Origin of the sequence: Mucilaginibacter sp. SJ, from assembly GCF_028993635.1 — a bacterium.
GTDB lineage: Bacteria > Bacteroidota > Bacteroidia > Sphingobacteriales > Sphingobacteriaceae > Mucilaginibacter.
On record NZ_CP118631.1, the window covers coordinates 2160348 to 2179658 of the forward strand.

Consider the following 19311-nt stretch of genomic DNA (forward strand, 5'->3'; position numbering starts at 1 on the left):
AAGCCTTATGCATTCAGCTTCGAACTATATTTTAATATAGATCTTCTTCTTATCAAGCATGTACGCCACCAGCCAGCAAAGTATCATATAACAAAGTGCAAATACCAATGTACCAAATGCGCCGGGGAAGATCTTTTGATAAAACACCTGGTTTATCCAATCATAAAAGCTTAGCTGTGGTTTTATCCAAATGGTTTGAAATACTGTTAGCAACAGCTCCGACAACAGATATATAGCCAATGAATTTCGACCGAAAACAAGGAAGAAGTTCGTTCCGTTTTTAATCTTTTTTATTTCGATGGCAAATACCATGAAGCCTAATAGTAAAAGATCGATACCAATGGTAAGCAGCGTAAACGAGCTTGTCCACAGTTTTTTGGCGATGGGAAAAAACTGCGCCCAGAATAGCGAGCCGGCGATCAATAATACCCCGCACATGAACAATCTTGCTAATGATTCATAATTTTTCCCTTTACGCTGAATAAATGCTCCGGCCAGGTAACCGCCAATTACATTCACAATGGCAGTCATGGTGCTGAGTAAACCTTCGGGGTCAAAAGCTATGGGGCCGCCTTTATCATGATATAAATGATCATTGCCCATCAACATAATATCCAATCGGGTGCCCGCATTGCCAAGCATAGTATACTCTTTGCCCGGTTCGCCGCAAAAGATCAGGAAAGCCCAGTAGCCTATTAAAAGCACAACAGATATGATGACAGCCGTTTTTTGCGAGCAATAATGAACTATCAGCGCGCCGAAGAAGTAGCATAAAGCTATCCGCTGCAACACGCCCATAATACGGGTATGGCTTAAAGGGTTAAATGCCCAGCCACTGGCCTCCCGATGAAAGAAAGGGAACCAATACATGAGGTATCCCAACAGGAAAATGATGACCGTACGTTTAAAGATCTTGCCTATAAAAGCAGGATCAGTTTCAAATTTCTTTTTGGAGAAACTGAGCGCATTACCAACGGCGAACAAGAACGACGGAAAAACCAGATCGGTGGGTGTAAAACCAATCCAGGGTGCATGATCAAGCGGCGACCATACGTTTGCCCCCGAGCCGGGGGCATTAACGATGATCATGAAGCAAATGGTCATACCTCGGAAAACATCAAGCGCGGTAAATCTTTCGGTTGTTGCAGCCATTTTTGCAATTATATTAATTAAGGGGTATTGAAATTTCTTTGATTAACCGGCCTGCAGCTTCTTCGGCCACAATACGGGTTTTATTGATACTATTGCCTTCTTCGTCATAAACCACCAGTTGATTTAAACCCGGGTTGAGCCAGCATTCAGGGATATAAAGACTTTTCATATCCAGCTTTTCAGGATATCTGCCGAGGTTATGCCCATTAACCCAAACCGAACCGTGGCCTAATCCTACAGGGTCAAAACGCCAGATGAATGTACCGCTCATTGATGGAGGAACACTGAACGTTGTACGATAAAAAGCCGGCGCGTTTTTCATTTGCCTGGCTACATCGAGCTTTGTCCATCCTCGGGGAGCTAATATATCACCCGGGCCACCTTTCAGTTGCCAGCCGGTTACCGTTGTGGCATCGCCGATGGCATTAATTTTTATCGGTTGATCGATCCCACCCTGGTTTGAGTAATTTTCGATAAATACTGAAAGATCAATCGGACGCTTTAAAGCTTCGGCATCAGTGATATTTACCTCAAATGGTTGATTCCAGCCATCGTGATGTGCTACCTGCTTACCATTGATAAATACCATAGCGTTTTCATCAACACTTTTAAACAACACTGTTATTTTCGATGTACCCGTGGCTTGTTGCGGAATGGTTGTGTGAAACCAGGCATAACCCTCTTTCAGGTTAAAAACGTCATTGCCTATTTTATACTTTTTGTATGCTGATGTATCAAATGTTGGCGGTCCTTGCTTTACATCGTCCTTTTTATTGGCCCTGATAAAATACCAGTTGCCAAGTTCCGAAATAAACGGTCCGCCTTTTTTGATCAGGACGCTGCCGAAAAGACCCTTACTATCCACCTCGTCTATGGGACCAAGATAGGCGGCCAGCTTATCACGGCCATCATGCGCCGCAAAAACGGCTAGTGTATGCTTCCCTTTGCTAAGATTAAGTATTAATTCGTTATCATTCAGTTTCCATTTAACAGCAGGTTTGCCGTCTATAAAGGATTGTCCCCTGCCGCCTCCTTTAACTTGTAAGGTATATTTTCCGTTGGATGGTATGTTTAACGTAGTGCGATACCAGGCATCGGCAGTTATATCAGCATCGGCTCCCATGGGTTGCGGATCTTTTGATTTGAGCCAGGTGCTTGTATTTAGGTTTGATACGGCATTGATGGCTGCATTTTTATATTGCCAGTTGAATAGATTGATAGCTGGCGGCTGACTATTTTTTGGAGCGTCTGTATTAAAAGTAAATCCTTTATTATCGGTATACAGAATTGCTTTCTGACCTGCACTTTGGTTTAAAGGTGTTTCTGATGCTATGGTAAATTGTCCGTTTTGAACGGTGCTTTTTCCAACATAATTTAGGCCACTGATAATATAGTTTTTCCCACCGGTTTCTGTGATCCATGTTTTGTCAGTCAGCGCCCTGTTCGTGGCCAAAATCCTGATAGTTTGAGAACCCGCGGTGAAAGAATACTCAACAGGTATTGCTCCGGTACACGGCATCTTTTCATCGATAACCACCTGATCGTTTATAACTTTTACAATAGTCGAGATTGATGAAGCTTTACTTTTTGTATTAAACCGAAGCAGCAACGGATCGCCTGCTTCTGCATCAACAATTATAGTTGTAGCATTATCCTGCTTTACAATCGCGAATACACGGCTAAAAGCCCAATTAAGTATAACCTCATCACTAATTTTATAATTGTGGACTAAAGGGTAAATCTCTTGAGGTTGAACGCTGATCTTTTTATCGGCCAGCAAATCTTCTGCGCCGCTGATGTTCAATGACACATTTATTTTGGCAGTACCCGGATTATCCAAAAATATCAGATCACCTGCCGGGCTCGTACGGGCAGATATTTTAACCGCTGTATCAACAGCAATGCCTTTGTAAATTTCCGAAGCATTAGTGCTATTCTCCAATACGTCCTGAAAGCTACGCGAAAACCATGCGGCGCGCTTAAAAGTATAATAGATCGGTCGCAAATCACCGGCCTGACCTATCGCTGTACCATAATCGTATGAAGCAGCATCCTCATCATTATTGGTATAGCCAAAGTTTGAACCACCATGAGCCATGTAATAGTTATAACCATTACCGCCATGTGCAATGACCTTCCAGGTGCGTCTGTCGTAAAGTTCGGCATCACCAGGCTTTGCTCCGTATTGTGAATACCCAACCGCCCAAAACTCGGTAGAAAACCATGGGTTTGGCCGTTTATCATCATCAAGCTTCCCATCGCCCGCAGGGTCGCTGGCGTGATGTAATCCGCTGAAGAAATATGGTATCTGAATACCCATATCCACGGCTTTTGCCTGTAAACGTTTAAAATAACCATCAGGCATAGCGGTTCCCCAACCGTTGGGATGCTCATTTTCCAACTGAACCAGTATTACGGCCCCACCTTTATTGATCTGTCTTTGAAAAACCACCGGTAAAAGATGATCAAAAAAGCGATCGACATATTGTTCAAAGGATTTATTGTCCTCGCGCACACTAAGGCCTTTTTTAAATTTGAGCCATATCGGATAGCCACCGTTATCCCATTCAGCGCAATAATATGGGCCAACGCGTACAATAGCATACATACCTAACTCTTTTACTATATCCAGAAACTTGCCCAAATCATGATCGCCACTAAAATTGAATTTGCCTTCCTGTTCTTCATGAAAGTTCCAAATAGTATAGATCTCGATACAATTAAAACCTGCCTGTTTGATCCTCAGCAATCTATCATACCAAAGCTCGTGCGGGATACGGGCATACTCTAACCCTGCCGATGCAATGAAAGTTCGTTTACCCTCAACTATAAAACCTTTACTATCAAAATCGATATAAGGCTTAGCAATAGCTGAAGCCGGGAAAATATGATCATTGGAACCCTGGCTGTGGGCTGATGTAAAAGCGGTTAGCAGTAAGATAAATGTTAATATGGTATAACGTATTCTCATGATTCTTCAAAAATCCAGACTTACGAAGTTTTAAAAACTTCGTAAGTCTTCAACTTCATATTTTTTTATCGCGTTCCTAAAATCACCGCGTTATACTTCGCAAACAATTGCTTTGATTTTTCAATGGCATCACCTTTTGCTGCATCGGTATAAGCATTATCGTGTTTGTTTACCCATTGCCATTCCCAATCTTTTACCTGCTTATCAAAAGCTTCGGCATTAAAGTCGGTTTTGGTTGATAACGATTTATCCAGCAGACCAAAGTACATTGCCCAACGCGGCTTGTAATAGCCTTTTATTAAACCGGCCCATTGACGGTTTGAGTATTCGCGCAAACCACTTTCTTTATCGCCCCAAAGGGTAACCAGGTCACGGGCGTTAAACTCATACAGGTTTTTCTCTTTATCGGTTACACCATTAGCCCTTGCTTCGTTGATCCATTTGCCCAACAGGAAATCTTTACGGGTGCTTAGCAAAGCATCCATATCATCCATCAGTTCCAAAAACTGGCTGCTATATAATTTAAACTGCTGCTGATCCTTATTTTGATAAGCCTGTGCCATTTTCTGCTGCAACGGACTTGCATAGTTAGCCAGCACCTGCCGGGTAACATCAACCAGGTCATACTGAAAACCATCACTTTGTTTCAGGCTGTCGGCAGCATTTATAAGCAATGTCCAGGCTTTAACCAATTGCATAGGATCATAATCCAGTTTGGTTAGCACCCTGTCGATATATTTTTTTAATGTTGGTCTTGCAACAATAATTGATTCAGGGCCGCCTTCGGTTAAACCACCCGAATAAACCGAATTTAACAGGACATGCCATGCTTCACTGGCTTGCGCATTTACTTGTCCGTAACGACGCTGGGCATAGTTCATCACCCACTTATCGGCATCAATCGGGGTATCATGCCAAACGTTTTCCAGCATCAGGGCAAACAGCGCAGGGTTTTGTTCTATGCCTTCGGGTGTAACGCCAATACCACGCATATTTTTTGATTCGGGATCATGCAGGGCTATGGCCGGATCGGCAGCTACGTGGCGCATACGGCCAAACAAGCTGATATTACCGCCAAAGTTTTGCAGCATACTCCAGATCCATGGTTTACCATAGTAAGCTTCCGTACGGTTCCAAACCGGATGGGCATCGCTGTACAAATCAAGCACTATCATCTGCTCGTTTGGCACAGCATTAAGCAGGGCTTTGATCTGTTGCGGCTGCCAGAATTTGTTATTATAGTGAAACATCCAGCCCTGCATTACCCAGATAGCTTTAGGATCGGCAGCGGCCATGGAGTTGAACACTTTTTTACTCATGCCATCCAGGTAGGTTGAATCATTGGTTGGCGGCACGTTTTCGTTAAAAGTATCGGCAGAGTACAGGTGGTCGGTACCGAACTCTTTGGTTTGTGCCTCTATATATTTTTTACCGATGGTTTCAAACATCGGATCGTCGGGGTCAAGTATAAAAACATCGGGAAACCCGGCATCCCAGTTGGTTCTTTTAACCTTAGCACCGGGGAATTTATCTTTAAATGATGGCGGAACGTGGCCGGTGAATGAAGATAATACGGGCGTCATCCCGAAAGAGCGCTCACGCTCCAAAATCTTTTTTTGTAATACCTTGTGCGAGTCTATCCAATGCTGCGGCAGCGGGCCTCCCCAGGCATCAATGTTACCCATCCAAAACCATGAAAAATAGGCGGGGCCGCTAAAAAACTCATCAAGTTGTTTATCGGTAAAGCCCATGTCTTTGTAAACGGTTTGCCAAACGGCTTCTTCACCAGTGATAGCCAGCGGCATGTTGATACCATTCAGGGCCATCCAGTCAATTTCCTTTTGCCAGCGCTCCCAATCCCACCAGGCCATGGTATAATTAAAAGTACAGTAGTTTAAATAGTAGCGATATTGGTACGGCGTAGTTTTATGAATAAGGCCTTTTACCGCCGGCAGGGTAGCGGGCAAATTAAGATTAGTGCCATTCCAGCCGATATCGCAAAAGCAATAATTTTTAAGATAGTAATTTAATGCCGATGCTATTGACAGGCCATTGATACCCCTGAGCACAATTTTACCGTTACGGCTTTCCAGTTCAAACACATCTTTACCGTTCTGTTGTGGGATAGATTCAACAGTAAACAAATTACTTTTACCGGGGACTACCCTTTCAATAAAATCATAGGAGGCTTTTTGATCAACCTGGGCGCCGGCTTTAAGGCCAAATGAAATAATAGCAGCAAAAACAAGTAAACACTTTCTCATCAATAGATAATTAAACGCTGGAAAATAAATACCGGCAACAGGGATGTCTCCTGTCGCCGGTATGATGATATTATTATTTAAAATTAGGGTTCTGTACCAACACACCCTTACTCTTATCAATCTCAACCTGTGGGATTGGAAAATAATAATTTTTAGGGCGAACAAAGGTCACCGTTTTGTTTTGATCAATCGGCGCTTTAGAAACGGCGAGGTTATAAATAGCGGCGATATCAACTATGTTCTTTTTATCCCAGCGCATCAAATCCTGGTGGCGTTGATCTTCGCCGGCCAGTTCAACACGGCGCTCATGAATCAGCTCTTTCATCCCTGCTCCCGAAACCGGTTTTAACAATGGAGAAGCCCTGTGCCTGATCTGATTGATCAGTGCATCACCGGCGCCCGCACCTTGTGTACGGATCAATGCCTCGGCAACTAACAGGTAAATATCAGCCGAACGCATTAAAGGCACAGCATAACTGTGGTCAACTCCGCCACCATCTGCCTCGGTATTAAATACTGCATACTTTTTAAAAGCATAACCGGTGGCCGAAAGATCGGCGGTAAAGGTTGTTAAACCCTTGCCATCGCCCAAGTCTACCTTATCGCCAACACTTAATAAAGTAGCCTGCTTACGTGGATCACCTGCTTCAAACTCATTGGCAAGTCCCTGTAATGGCTGGCTAAAACCGTAGCCGCCCCATGGACGCGGAATGTAGTAAACAGTAAAGTCGTTTTGAACAACATTTTGCACGGCCTGAATTGAGAAAAGCATTTCAGTACTATTCTCATTTGCTCGGGTAAAATTATCAGTATAATTTGGAGCAAGCGCATATGCCGGATTTGAGATCACTTTTTGACCGGTTGCAATAGCTTCGGGTAATTTTTCCCAGTACATGTAAAGCTTGGTTAGTAAACCCAACGCCGTTCCTTTGCTTACCCTGCCGCGATCAGCAGCGCCGTAGCTTTCCGGCAGCAAATCAACAGCTTTCAATAAATCAGCTTCAATTTGTTTACGTACTTCTTCGATAAGCGATTTAGGCACGTTAAAATTCAGCGATGTGTAATCAGCTTCTGTAATAATAGGCACGTCTCCCTGGATGATCATTAAACGCCAGTAGCCGAAAGCCCTTAAAAAATAAGCCTCACCCATACTGCGATTTTTCACATCGGCAGATATGGCTGTTATTTTAGGAATATTGATGATACAATTGGTAGCACGGTTAATTTCTTCATAGCGCCATTTCCAGGGATAACGGATGGCCGCGTTTGAAGCGTCATAGGTTAAGTTTTCGATGCCTTCATCCTCGCCATGATCGCCGGAGCGCCAATAATCGTCAGATGGTGTGTCAAATGTTGATTCGGCATGGCCTATGTAATCCTCCTCGGGTAAAATGCTGTAAATCCCGGTTATAGCGTTCACAGCATCTGTTTCGTTACGGAAATAATTGGTTGAGCTGTAAACACCCTGTTGCTTTAAATCAAGCGCTTTTTTACAGCCGCTGCCCATCAGGGCCAGTGATACAAGCGTATATATTAGTTTGTTTGATTTCATGATGATGTTATAATTTAACTGTTACACCAAATGTTATTGTCCTCGTAGATGGGTATTGAGCCACATCAACCCCTCTTTGCAAATTGCCGTTGGTATAACCCAACTCAGGCGTATAGCCTTTATAACCGGTTATGAAAAAAACGTTTTGCCCGGAAGCGTATAGCCTTACACTCTTTAAAGTGGCCTTTTTTGACCAGCTTGTAGGAAGCGTGTAGCCTAACGTGGCATTTTTAAGGCTTACATAGCTTCCACTTTCAACAAACAGATCAGATGTACGATAGTTGTCATTAGCTCGGTCAAGCGATAAACGAGGGATAGTATTACTGGTACCCGCGCCTGTCCAACGGCCTAAAGTTTCGGCATAAAGGTTAAACGGATAAGTCGGGTCGATACCCTGCATTCTGTCTGCATTGTAAAGGCTCACGCCAAATACTCCGGTAAAGTTTGCAGAAAAATCAAAGCCTTTGTATGATATACTGCCTTGTAAACCGGCAGTAACCTTAGGATTGGGATTGCCCAGATTGGTACGGTCGTTACCATCAATTAAACCATCGCCATTCAGGTCAAGGAAGCGAACGTCACCAGGTCTGATGCTACTTTTACGCGAGTCATTTTTAAGTGCCGGATCGTTATCAATGTCGGCCTGTGTTTGGTATAAACCATTGGTTTTCCATCCATAAAATGAAGCTATTGGCTGGCCCTGGTAAGTGCGGGAAATTTCTTGACTTGATCGACCATAAACCGTTGAGCCAACAAATGTACCTTCGCCGTTTAGCTTGGTCACCTTGTTTTTGATAAACGAGGCATTAGCACCAACCGAATATTTTACCTTATCATTACCGCCATGGTAATTAAATTCAACTTCAACACCTTTGTTATTCATAGTACCGATGTTCTGGTTAGGAATATTTACCGAACCGGCCGAACCTACAACCGGCGGGGATATTAACATATCCTTGGTGTTTTTATTGAACCAGGTTAATGTTGTATTTAACTGGTTATTTAAAAAGCCTGCATCTAAGCTGATATTGGTCATGGCTGTACGTTCCCAGGCAATGACAGTATTAGCAAGCGTGGCAACAGCCGCACCTGTATAACCAACACCACCAAAAGTATAACCGTTATTTTCATAGGTACTGCCCAGTTTTATTAAGCTGACATATTGAAATGTGCCTATGTTTTGGTTACCAAGCTCACCATAACCGCCTGATAATTTCAGGTTGCTTATCCAGCTTATGTTTTTAATAAATTGCTCGTTAGATAATCTCCACCCCACAGAGAACGCAGGGAAATAAGCCCACCTTTTTGATGGTGCAAACCTGGAAGAACCGTCTGCACGGAAAGTCAGAGTGGCCAGGAACCTTCCATTGTAATCGTAAAATAGCCTTCCGAATGCTGACTGTAACGACCACTGATCAGGTATCACGCTACTGTTAAACTGGCTATTGCCGGTACCAAGCACGCGTTGATCATCTGAGGTGTCATCGTATCCAACCCTCCATGCGCTAAAGCCGTAAGTTTTATAATTTTGGTATGAATAACCACCTGTAAAAGTTACATGGCTTTTACCAAACACTTTATCATAAGTCAGGAACGACTCAATTAATTGCGATGATGTTTCACCTTCTGTTTGGGTTAGCTGAGAGACGGTATTTTGCCTGGCCTGGTTAACATCTGCTATATTGAAATTGTAAATACGGTTTAAAGTACCATCATAAGCGTAATTAACACGAAGTTTTAGCTCTTTCAGGAACGAGATTTCGGCAAAAGCGTTGGCCAGTGCACGATACTTTTTATTAAACCTGTCCGCTTCTTGTATGGTAGCATAAGGGCTGTTGATATCTCCTAACTGGTTAGCAAAAGCTTTAGAAGTACCATAAGTACCATCAGGATTAACCAATGGTATTGCAGGGTTAAAGCGTAGTGCAGAGAAGATTAAGCCTGTTTGCGAGTTGTTATTATCAAACCCAACGTTATTGGCATAGCTTAACTGGATATTTTCACCCAATTTCAACCATTCGGTTACCTTATGCTCTGAGTTGAAGCGGGTACTGAAGCGTTTAAAGTCGGTTTTATCAATGATGCCATCCTCATTATAAACCGAGGTAGACCAATAATAGTTAGATACGTCATTCCCGCCCTGAAGATTAACATCACCATTAATTACATGGCCTGTTTTCATAATGGCTCGCTGCCAGTCGGTTCTTTGAGTGGCGTAATAGCTGTCGTTCCATGGCGCATCGATAGCAACACCATCATTGGTATAGCGTTCCCTTTTCAATGAATATAAATCGGGCGCGGTTAATAGTTTAAGATATTTGGTTGTATTAGAAAAACCGTTGTAAAAATTGATAGTAGTAGCTAATTTCTGATTATAAGTACCTCTTTTGGTGGTAACCAATACAACGCCGTTGGCTGCACGCGTACCGTATATTGCGGCTGCTGATGCATCCTTCAATATATCAACGGACGCAATATCGTTGGGGTTGATATCGCTTAAAGCGTCAGGGTTGTTGGTAGGCACACCATCAACAACAACAAGCGGGTTGGCATCGTTTAACGTACCGGTACCGCGGATACGGATACTTGAAGCAGCACCCGGCGAACCATCATTACGCACAATATTAACACCGGCGGCACGGCCATCCAAAGCCTGTGTTGCTGATGCTACAGGAAGATTTTGAATATCGGTACCTTTTACGCTTGCTACGGCACCGGTAACATCTATCTTTTTAGTAGTACCATAACCTACTACCACGACTTCGGTTAAGGCAGATGGAAGGGCTACCAGGGTTATATTTAAAGTTTGATTTCCAGTTATAGTAACGATCTTCTTTTCATAACCGATATAAGATATTTCCAACACACCATTTACCGGTGCATCAATACTGAAATTACCATTTGCATCGGTAGTGGTGCCCTGATTAGTCCCTTGTAACCGAATATTCACGCCAATAAGCGGTTCGCCTTTGGCATCAACAACTTTTCCTTTTACAAGGGCAAGGCTTTTGGCATCCTCCTGGTTGGCGATGATCACCACATGATCATCATTCATTTTGTAGGAAAGCTTATCATCAATAATAACGGCAAGCAGCTCATCAATTGTTGCGTCTTTTACATCCAGGTCAACCTTGCCCAGCTTTTTGATGGAAGCATAGTTGTAAAAGAAACGGTAATCGCTTTGTTTTTGAATTTTGGTAAGGATACTGCTTACTTCAGCCTGTTTTAGGTTAAGCGTAAATTTCTGCTGCGAGTATACTTTTGCAGAAACTTGCACACAAGTAACCATGACCAATAAAAATACTGCTTTCATCAGCAAAATAACTTTGAGACATACGGGCGCGCCACGAAGCGGGAACACCCTTCTTGTTTTTTTCATTACATTTGTTTTGAAAATAAATGGATGGAGTAAGTGCTGTGTTACAATAGCTTACTCCGTTAATAAAATCCTATTTGTTTGCGGGGAGGAGTGGCAGCTCTTCCCTTGTTTGTTTGAGGATGTTTCAGGAATCTGACAGGTAAGTTTTCAATATCATAAGCGTTGGTTAAGTGGTTAGTTAATTTATTTTGTTTTTATTTTTTTGCAAGAAATACAGTTTTACCATCCACCCTGAATTTGAACGGCGTTGTCATCTCAATAATACCTAAAGCCTCCTGCAGCGATTCCTTATCAAGCAAACCGCTTATCTGCTCGGTACGAAGCGCCTGATCTTCAAACACAACCTGCACGTTGTATTTGCGTTCAATTTGAGCAGCCACATCTTCAAACATCTCGTTGGTGAACAGGATGCGGTTATCAACCCAGGCTGTTTCTTTTACTTCATCGGGCCTAACATCCGGTAATTCGGTTACCTGGTATTCAATTTTACTCTCTTTAGGTTTCGCGCTTTTAGGCTCCCGGTTATTAACAACAATCAGCTTTTCATTAGGCAGCAGAATGATCTTTTTTTCGGGATTGTTCTTTAATTCAACCTGCACCTTGCCTTTTAACAATGTGGTTTCCACGGTTTTATCATTATTATAGGCCTTTACATTAAACACAGTTCCCAATACCTTTACAACAAGCCTGGCAGTATGTACCAGGAAAGGTTTCCTGGCATTTTTGGTTACTTCAAAAAAACCTTCGCCGGTAAGGCTTACATCACGGGTATTTTTTTCAAAAGCCTCGGGATATGAAAAGGTACTGCCTGCATTCAGCGTAACCTGTGTGCCATCGGGTAATTTGAGCTTTTCGGTTTTGCCGTAAGGCACATGAATTTCATGTAATATATTTTCGGCGGTTAAAGTATCCTGCTGTGCCGCTCTGTTATAAAATAAAACGCCTGTAGTAACAAGCACCAGTACCGCCGCAGCAACCCATTGCCACCTGAACATTGGTCTTACCTTAATATCAACCTCCATATTTTCGTTCGAGCTTTTGATCCGGTTCCAGATCTCTTCCAGGTTCCCGTTAATATCTTCAGGTTTTGCTTCGGCTGGTTGCGCACCGCTTCCTTTTAATGCATTAGTAACCTCGTACGTTTTTTTATAATTGGGAAATTGTTCAAGAAACATGTCGAGTTCGGCCAACTCTTCCGCACTGGCGCATTCGCCCATACTTTTAGCCATTAACTCAATAAACCTGGATTTGCTCATAGTAATACGGTATTCAGCATTCAGGACACAGCTACCCCGGGTTTTTCCTAAAAGAAATTAAAATATTTTTTTGAGGGGGATTCAAAAGATTCCGATACCAATAAGAACCTTCTTGCGCTCGTTTGCAACGAGCGCTTAATTTGGAATGGCGATTGCATCGCCAGTTGCGTTATAAACGCAAACCCAAGTTACGCACTCGTTGCAAACGAGCGCGAGCTTTGATGCTAAAAATTCAAAAAACTACTTATTTCCGAGCGCCTCATCCAATTTCTTCAAAGCAATGGCCAACTGCGCAAATACGGTTTTGTTGGAGAGGCCAAGGATATCGGCTACCTCATTGCAGGAGAGATCATCCTCTTTAACCATTTTAAAAATGAGCTTACAACGGGGCGGCAAACTGTTTACAGCGTTTAAAACTCCAGCCTGCAGCTCTTTGCTGATGAGCAATTGTGCCGGATCAACCGATAAATGAAAATAATAGGTTTCGGCAAGTTGAGCGTCGCGGTTTCTTTTTGAGGTGTTGCTTCGGATATGGTTAAGACAGGCATTTTTTATAGCCACATAAAAGTATACTTTAGGGTTCGAGATCTTGTTAAGCTTGTGGCGGCCAGTCCAGATATTTACAAAAAGGTCGTTGATAATCTCCTCGCAAGCTTCCTTATCGCCCAAAAAGGACCAGGCAAACTGATTCAGGTTATTGATCAGCAGCTTATATAGTTCATTAAAGGCAGATTCATCATTGTTATAATGAATGGAATCTATAAGTTCTTTAATCTCCAATGTTGAGCGGCTTGCTTTTAAAGAGCACAGTTAACTGAAATAATGTACAATTTTAAGTAAAAAATCTCGATCAGAGCTATTTTCCCGGGTGATTTTATACCGTAGAATTCGTATAAAATCATTAGCCGGCGATATCATATCCAGCTACGCCTTGCTGATTTTCATGCTCCGAAATGTCCAATCCGGGAATCAAAACGCCCGGTTCAACCATAAACCCGCAATTCGATAGCACAACCCGTTGTAACTTGCCTCCAAAACGGAAATATTTAAGTTGTTTGGTCAAAACAGATTAAGATTAACATCGCTTTCACCATCATGATGGTGAATTTGGCTTACAGGCCGGGATTAACTTTATATTTGTACGGCAACCATCCATATTCCGTAACATATTGCAATAAATGAAAGATACACCGTTTAAAATCTCTCCCGGAATTATATGGAGCAGTTCAATCTTCCTTGGCCTGCTGGCGTCTGTTCCCCAGATAGCTGAGCGCCACTTCAAGCCTGCCGAAGCAGCAGTTAATTCGGCAGTCACAGCTTCTTTTTCACTGTTTGTGTGGTATTATAATATATATACACTGCCAAAGCAATCGGGCAATAAACAGCTGAATAAAAGTATTTCTTATTCCCGGCTCCTTACCACACTGGTAATAGGTATGGGGGTAATGCTGGCCTTAGCCTACATACAGCAACTGATATTAACGCATCTGAATTTTGGCCCGGTGATGCTCATGATTGAGGTAAGGGGCATCCTCATTAACCTTGTATTTTACATGCTTATAAACCTGTTGTACCAGAACTACCAAAACCAGCAGGTTAACGTTGAGCTGGAACGCATTAAAGCCGATAACCTTGGTGCACAATATGAGCTGTTGAAACAGCAGATCAACCCGCATTTCCTGTTTAATAGTCTCAATACCCTAAAGGCGATGGTTGAGACTAATGACCAACACTCGGTTGATTTCATCCTGAAACTCTCCAACTTTTATCGTTTTACGCTTGAAAGCCGCAAGTTGGACCTTATTCATTTATCCGACGAACTGGATATTGTTGACGCCTATAATTTTTTGCTCAAAGCCCGTTTTGAAGACGGTTTCATTTTTACCAATACCATTAATGAGCAATATCGCGGTACGCTGATCCCTCCATTCACCTTACAACTCCTAATAGAAAATTGCATTAAACACAATGTAGTATCATTAGATCATCCACTACATATCAAACTATATACCGAGGGCGATAACATTGTTATGGAAAACGAGATAAAACCCAAACGCTTTGAAGAACCATCGACAGGCGTTGGGCTTAAGAATATCAATTTGCGTTACGATCACCTGCTTGATAAACAAATAGAAATCATTGCCGGGGATAAAACATTCAAAGTTAAACTACCTATTATACATGAACATTATCATCATTGAAGACGAATTAAAAGCAGCCCGCTCGCTTGAAGGTATCATATTACAATTAAGGCCGCACTCAAAAATAATTGCGAAGCTTCAGAGTGTTGAAAGCTCGGTTGCCTATCTTTCAGAGAACAAGCAGCCCGATCTTATTTTTATGGATATCCAACTGTCGGATGGTTTGTGTTTCGAGATTTTTAAATCGGTAAAGGTGTCCTGCCCTATTATTTTTTGTACCGCTTTTGATGAATACTCCTTAGAAGCATTTAAGGCCAACAGTGTTGACTACGTGCTTAAACCCTTCTCCAAAACAGATATTGCCGATGCCTTTAAAAAAGTAGATGAACTGCGGAATTTTTTTCAGCAGGGTTCGCTGCCCGATATCAGCAGTCTGTTATCGCAGGTTACGCCTCCTGCAGGTAAAAAGAGCTTCCTGGTATTTAAAAACAACAAGTATATTACCGTACTTACCAATAACATCGCTTTCTTTTATATCCGCAACGAGCTATCAACCATCATGACATTTGATCAGCAGGAATACGTTGTTAACCAATCGCTCGACCAGATCAGCAGCCAGCTTTCGCCCGATCATTTTTTCAGGCTAAACAGGCAATACATTGTAAATTTTAGTGCGATAAAAGAAGTGGAACATTATTTTATGCGTAAGCTGTTTGTTAAGCTGGTGGTTCCTACTCCCGAAAAATTACTCATCAATAAAGAAAAAGCGCCGGTATTTTTAAGCTGGCTCGAGAATAGGTAGTTCTAAGTCGGAAGTCTTAAGTCGAAAGTTCTAAGTTTCAATAAAAAGACTTTCGACTTGAGACTTAGAACTTTCGACTTAACAAAAGCCCAACTGAACAGTAGATATGTCCGGTTGGGCTTTTTTATGCTGTTTTGGCGGCTATTTCAAGGCTAATTTTGAGTAAATAAAAAATCGAGAGATATGAAAACCTTAAAAATTTTTAGCTTTTGTGTTAGTGCCGTAGCACTGGCGCTTGCTACTGCAGCTTACGCTAATCGTAAAATAAATGCCCCTAAAACTGAAAATACCGCTACGCCCGGAAAAGGTTTTGCTTTGGTAGAATTGTTTACCTCAGAAGGATGCTCAAGCTGTCCTCCTGCTGATGAATTACTGGCCAGGATCCAAAAAGAATCACAGGACAAACCCGTTTACATATTGGCTTACCATGTGGACTATTGGAATAACCTCGGCTGGAAAGATGTATTCAGCAATGCCATGTTTTCAAAACGCCAAAAGGAATATAGCTACCATTTAAATGCCCAGGTTTATACACCTCAGGTTATTGTTAATGGTAAAACCGAAATGGTAGGTTCGGATGAACCTACACTTCGTGAAGCCATTTCAAGTGCTTTAACAACAGCACAAACAGTACAGGTTTCCTTAAAAGGGCAACAAACCGGCGATAAGCTTGCTGTAAATTACGAACTATCAGGCAACACTGATAACCAGCAATTGCTGATAGCCATTGTGCAAAAAACAGCCATCAGCAAAGTTGCACGCGGCGAAAACGAAGGCAGAACTTTATCGCACGCCCAAATAGTGCGCGACTTAAAAACAATTGCCCTAAGCCAGGCAAAAAAAGGCCAAACCATCATCAACGTTCCTAAAGAGTTTAATCAGCAAGGTTGGGAGGTAGTTGGCTTTATACAAAATAAAGATAATGGCGAGGTTTTAACAGCAACAAAAGCCGTTTTAACCAGCGAAGCAGTTGCCAAATTATAACAAACATAAATTCAAAAATCATGAGCAAGTTGAAACAAGGCCGGTTATTGATGGGCTTTCTGTCACTATTCTCATTATCATTCCTCACAAGGGCGCCATTCGAGCGCAACCCGCAGGATTGCGAAATGACCTGCGTTCCGGGAAGGAGAAAAAAACCGGCAGAAAATAATTAAATAAATCTCATATAAACACGAGCGACCCGAAATGGGTCGCTTGTGTTTTGAATAAATACTATCATGAAAAAATTACTGCTAATAGCCATAACCACATTTTGCAGTATAGGTGCCTATGCACAGGCAAATGAATTAAACTGTACAGAACAGGCCTTTACTTTTAAAATAAACCTGCCGACAGGAGGACACAACTATTCCTCCAAAACAGGCCGCTTTGATGCTTCACAATTATCACCGGAGTTCAGGTTGCCGGGGCCTAATTCCGGTAAACAAAATCAAGCGGATAACATGCGTCCTGTCGGCTTAAACAAAAAACCTGATCCGTACACAGCTTATTATTCGGCCGATAACATCCTGCTTAAAAAGATGACACTTCCATACCCGAAAGTAAACATTGTAACAGGTAAATTTAGCCATACAACCTATGATCATTTTAAGCTATTGCCAATGCCAGCTATAAATACATTTACTCCGCTTTGAAACTAATCATCATTAACATAAAAAAGCAAACCAATGAAACTCAACTATTACGGTCACTCATGCTTCTCGGTAGTTGCCGGGGGTAAACACATCCTGTTTGATCCCTTTATTACAGGCAACGAACTGGCTAAAGACATCAACATTGATGAAATTAAAGCCGATTATATTTTTGTATCGCACGGTCATTATGATCATATTTTGGATGCGGAAACTATAGCCAACCGTACAGGCGCTATGGTTGTGGGTATTTATGAAGTGTACGATTACTTCAGCAAAAAAGGCGTTAAAAATGTGCATCCTTTAAACCCGGGCGGTAAAGTGACCTTTGATTTTGGCACAGCAAAATCGTTCATCGCACAACATTCGGCCAGCTTTCCGGATGGTAGCTATGCAGGTGTAGCCTGCGGCTATGCTTTAAAGACTGATGATGGCAATCTGTATTACAGCGGCGATACTGGTCTCACCTTAGATATGGAACTGGTGGCCAAATGGGTTGATCTCGATTTCGCGGTTTTTCCTATCGGTGATGTGTTAACGATGGGCGTTGAGGACGCCATTGAAGCTGCAAAGCTTGTTAAGGCCAATAAAGTTTTGGGCGTTCATTACGATACTTTTGGTTTTATTAAAATAGATAAGGACGAAGCAGTTGGTGAATTTGAAAAAGCCGGATTAAAATTATTTTTACCAGCCATTGGCGAGAGCATAGAGATTTAAATCTGTGATTTTCCATATATAAAAAGGCCTGCTCCTTTTAAAAGGAGCAGGCCTTTTTATGACTTTTAAAGTACCCCCTTCAGGGGGCGGAGGGGGTTTACACTAAATTGATCTCAAAATTGATGTTACCGTAAGTTAATTTTGAATAAGGACATGTTTGGTGTGCTTCTTCAATCAATGCTTTGGCTACTTCTACATCCAAACCTGGCAAACTTACATTTAAACGGGCTTGAAGGAAATAAGCACCGGTAGTGATACCCAAATCCACTTCTGCATCAATAGCCAATTCGGCAGGGAGTGCAATCCTTTTTTTAGCGGCAGCAATACCGATGGCGCCTTCAAAACATGCTGACCAACCAGCGGCAAATAATTGTTCGGGATTAGTTCCTGGTTTAGGGGTTCCGGGAGTTGAATGTTTGATATCCAACTGGCCATCGGTACTAACAGATGAACCACCGTCACGACCGCCAACTGTACGAACTTTACCGGTATATAATACTTTGTCAATTTTATTAGCTGAGATAGCGTTGATAACCTTGATCTTACTGATACCTGATTCTTGAATAGTTTCCATTGTGTTATTTATTAAATATTTTTGTTTTTTTGTATGCTCAAAGATACCCTGATATCGCCCGGTGCCCTATCACTAACTATGTGAACCGGACATTGCATATGCCGAACCGGACAATTTTTAAACTGAAAAGTCACCTACAAAAAGGGCTCTTGAAACTTTTAATTACAATCGATAACGAATAAAGAAAATGAGCCATGCATACGCATAATTATTCTAAATAAATTTGGATACTACGTTTATAAACAGCAATTTTAAGAAACCCTTTGCACGTAAACCAATTGAAGAAGTTTGTTGCCCTCATGTTGCTTAGCATTCACCTGCTTAATATAGGCGGTCAATTGGCATTGCATCAGTTTATGGTTTACAAAAGCAACAAGTACTTTGCACAACAAACAGCCAAAGGCTTTTACAATGTGAAAGACCTTACCGAAGTGGTTATTCCTGTAAATATGCCGGGCATAACCGATTGGAAAAGCTATGAGAACATTCATGGGCAGATCCAGTTTGGCAGCAATAATTATAATTATCAAAAAATGCGGATAACGAGGCATGCCATTTATTTAATGTGCGTTCCTAATTATGAAACCACCCGCCTCGCCGATAAAAACATCATCGACGCCAGGGATGCAAAAGAGAACCCTGTACCGCAAAAAGAGCATGTACCCTTTGGTAAGATAGTTATGCAGGACAATTTCAATTTTGCCTTTGTGCACTTTGAGTTTAACTGCCCTATAAAATATACTCAACAAATTGTTGTTCACCCGGTTCAACAGTTAATTCCTGCTCACCAGAATATTCCGGAGCAACCGCCAAAAGCCGTTTGCTAATCTTCTCCCTGTTTTAATTCATTTTTTAGGGTAGTGGTTGTG

16 protein-coding genes are annotated in these 19311 nt (G+C 42.0%); 7 read left to right on the forward strand and 9 right to left on the reverse strand.

The annotated features are described in order from the left end of the window. Nucleotides 1-24 precede the first annotated feature (24 nt). The 8 genes from MusilaSJ_RS08690 to MusilaSJ_RS08725 all read right to left on the reverse strand — a co-directional run bounded on the left by MusilaSJ_RS08690 (nt 25) and on the right by MusilaSJ_RS08725 (nt 13637). Nucleotides 25-1152, reverse strand: a complete 1128-nt coding sequence (locus tag MusilaSJ_RS08690) for an acyltransferase family protein (RefSeq protein WP_274989598.1) — start codon at nt 1150-1152, stop codon at nt 25-27. A 13-nt stretch (nt 1153-1165) separates the two neighbouring features. Next, on the reverse strand, nt 1166-4123 hold the full coding sequence (locus MusilaSJ_RS08695) for a beta-galactosidase (protein ID WP_274989599.1): 2958 nt from the start codon (nt 4121-4123) through the stop codon (nt 1166-1168). A 65-nt stretch (nt 4124-4188) separates the two neighbouring features. Then, complete coding sequence (locus MusilaSJ_RS08700) at nt 4189-6387, reverse strand: alpha-N-acetylglucosaminidase (protein WP_274989600.1); 2199 nt, start codon at nt 6385-6387, stop codon at nt 4189-4191. Between the two features lie 73 nt (nt 6388-6460). Continuing rightward, nucleotides 6461-7939 (reverse strand): RagB/SusD family nutrient uptake outer membrane protein, encoded by a 1479-nt coding sequence (locus MusilaSJ_RS08705; RefSeq protein WP_274989601.1) that lies wholly within the window; start codon nt 7937-7939, stop codon nt 6461-6463. A gap of 7 nt (nt 7940-7946) precedes the next feature. Further along, nucleotides 7947-11318 carry a TonB-dependent receptor gene (locus MusilaSJ_RS08710; RefSeq protein WP_274989602.1) on the reverse strand — a complete coding sequence of 1124 codons (3372 nt, stop codon included), beginning with the start codon at nt 11316-11318 and terminating at the stop codon, nt 7947-7949. Between the two features lie 194 nt (nt 11319-11512). Continuing rightward, nucleotides 11513-12574, reverse strand: a complete 1062-nt coding sequence (locus tag MusilaSJ_RS08715; protein WP_274989603.1) for a FecR family protein — start codon at nt 12572-12574, stop codon at nt 11513-11515. A gap of 240 nt (nt 12575-12814) precedes the next feature. After that, complete coding sequence (locus MusilaSJ_RS08720; protein WP_175489876.1) at nt 12815-13354, reverse strand: RNA polymerase sigma-70 factor; 540 nt, start codon at nt 13352-13354, stop codon at nt 12815-12817. A 121-nt stretch (nt 13355-13475) separates the two neighbouring features. Continuing rightward, nucleotides 13476-13637 (reverse strand): hypothetical protein, encoded by a 162-nt coding sequence (locus tag MusilaSJ_RS08725; protein ID WP_274989604.1) that lies wholly within the window; start codon nt 13635-13637, stop codon nt 13476-13478. Between the two features lie 115 nt (nt 13638-13752). Here MusilaSJ_RS08725 and MusilaSJ_RS08730 point away from each other — a divergent pair, with 115 nt between their 5' ends. The 6 genes from MusilaSJ_RS08730 to MusilaSJ_RS08755 all read left to right on the forward strand — a co-directional run bounded on the left by MusilaSJ_RS08730 (nt 13753) and on the right by MusilaSJ_RS08755 (nt 17868). Then, nucleotides 13753-14775, forward strand: coding sequence for a sensor histidine kinase (locus tag MusilaSJ_RS08730; protein WP_274989605.1), 1023 nt, complete (start codon nt 13753-13755; stop codon nt 14773-14775). Further along, a complete protein-coding gene (locus MusilaSJ_RS08735) occupies nt 14756-15517 on the forward strand; it encodes a LytR/AlgR family response regulator transcription factor (RefSeq protein WP_274989606.1) in 762 nt (253 codons plus the stop codon). Before MusilaSJ_RS08730 ends, MusilaSJ_RS08735 begins: the two co-directional genes overlap by 20 nt. Nucleotides 15518-15700: 183 nt before the next feature. Continuing rightward, nucleotides 15701-16501: a DUF1223 domain-containing protein gene (locus MusilaSJ_RS08740; RefSeq protein ID WP_274989607.1), complete on the forward strand. Its 801-nt coding sequence runs from the start codon at nt 15701-15703 to the stop codon at nt 16499-16501. Nucleotides 16502-16521: 20 nt separating this feature from the next. Continuing rightward, nucleotides 16522-16674, forward strand: a complete 153-nt coding sequence (locus MusilaSJ_RS08745; RefSeq protein ID WP_274989608.1) for a hypothetical protein — start codon at nt 16522-16524, stop codon at nt 16672-16674. A gap of 63 nt (nt 16675-16737) precedes the next feature. Then, a complete protein-coding gene (locus MusilaSJ_RS08750) occupies nt 16738-17154 on the forward strand; it encodes a hypothetical protein (protein WP_274989609.1) in 417 nt (138 codons plus the stop codon). Between the two features lie 33 nt (nt 17155-17187). After that, nucleotides 17188-17868 (forward strand): metal-dependent hydrolase, encoded by a 681-nt coding sequence (locus MusilaSJ_RS08755; RefSeq protein WP_274989610.1) that lies wholly within the window; start codon nt 17188-17190, stop codon nt 17866-17868. 97 nt (nt 17869-17965) lie between these two features. Here the strand turns inward: MusilaSJ_RS08755 and MusilaSJ_RS08760 are convergent, their stop codons facing one another. Next, the gene (locus MusilaSJ_RS08760) at nt 17966-18442 is read right to left on the reverse strand and encodes an organic hydroperoxide resistance protein (RefSeq protein ID WP_274989611.1); all 477 of its coding nucleotides are present in this window, start codon (nt 18440-18442) and stop codon (nt 17966-17968) included. A 278-nt stretch (nt 18443-18720) separates the two neighbouring features. Here MusilaSJ_RS08760 and MusilaSJ_RS08765 point away from each other — a divergent pair, with 278 nt between their 5' ends. After that, on the forward strand, nt 18721-19269 hold the full coding sequence (locus MusilaSJ_RS08765) for a hypothetical protein (RefSeq protein ID WP_274989612.1): 549 nt from the start codon (nt 18721-18723) through the stop codon (nt 19267-19269). The last annotated feature ends 42 nt before the right edge of the window (nt 19270-19311 follow it).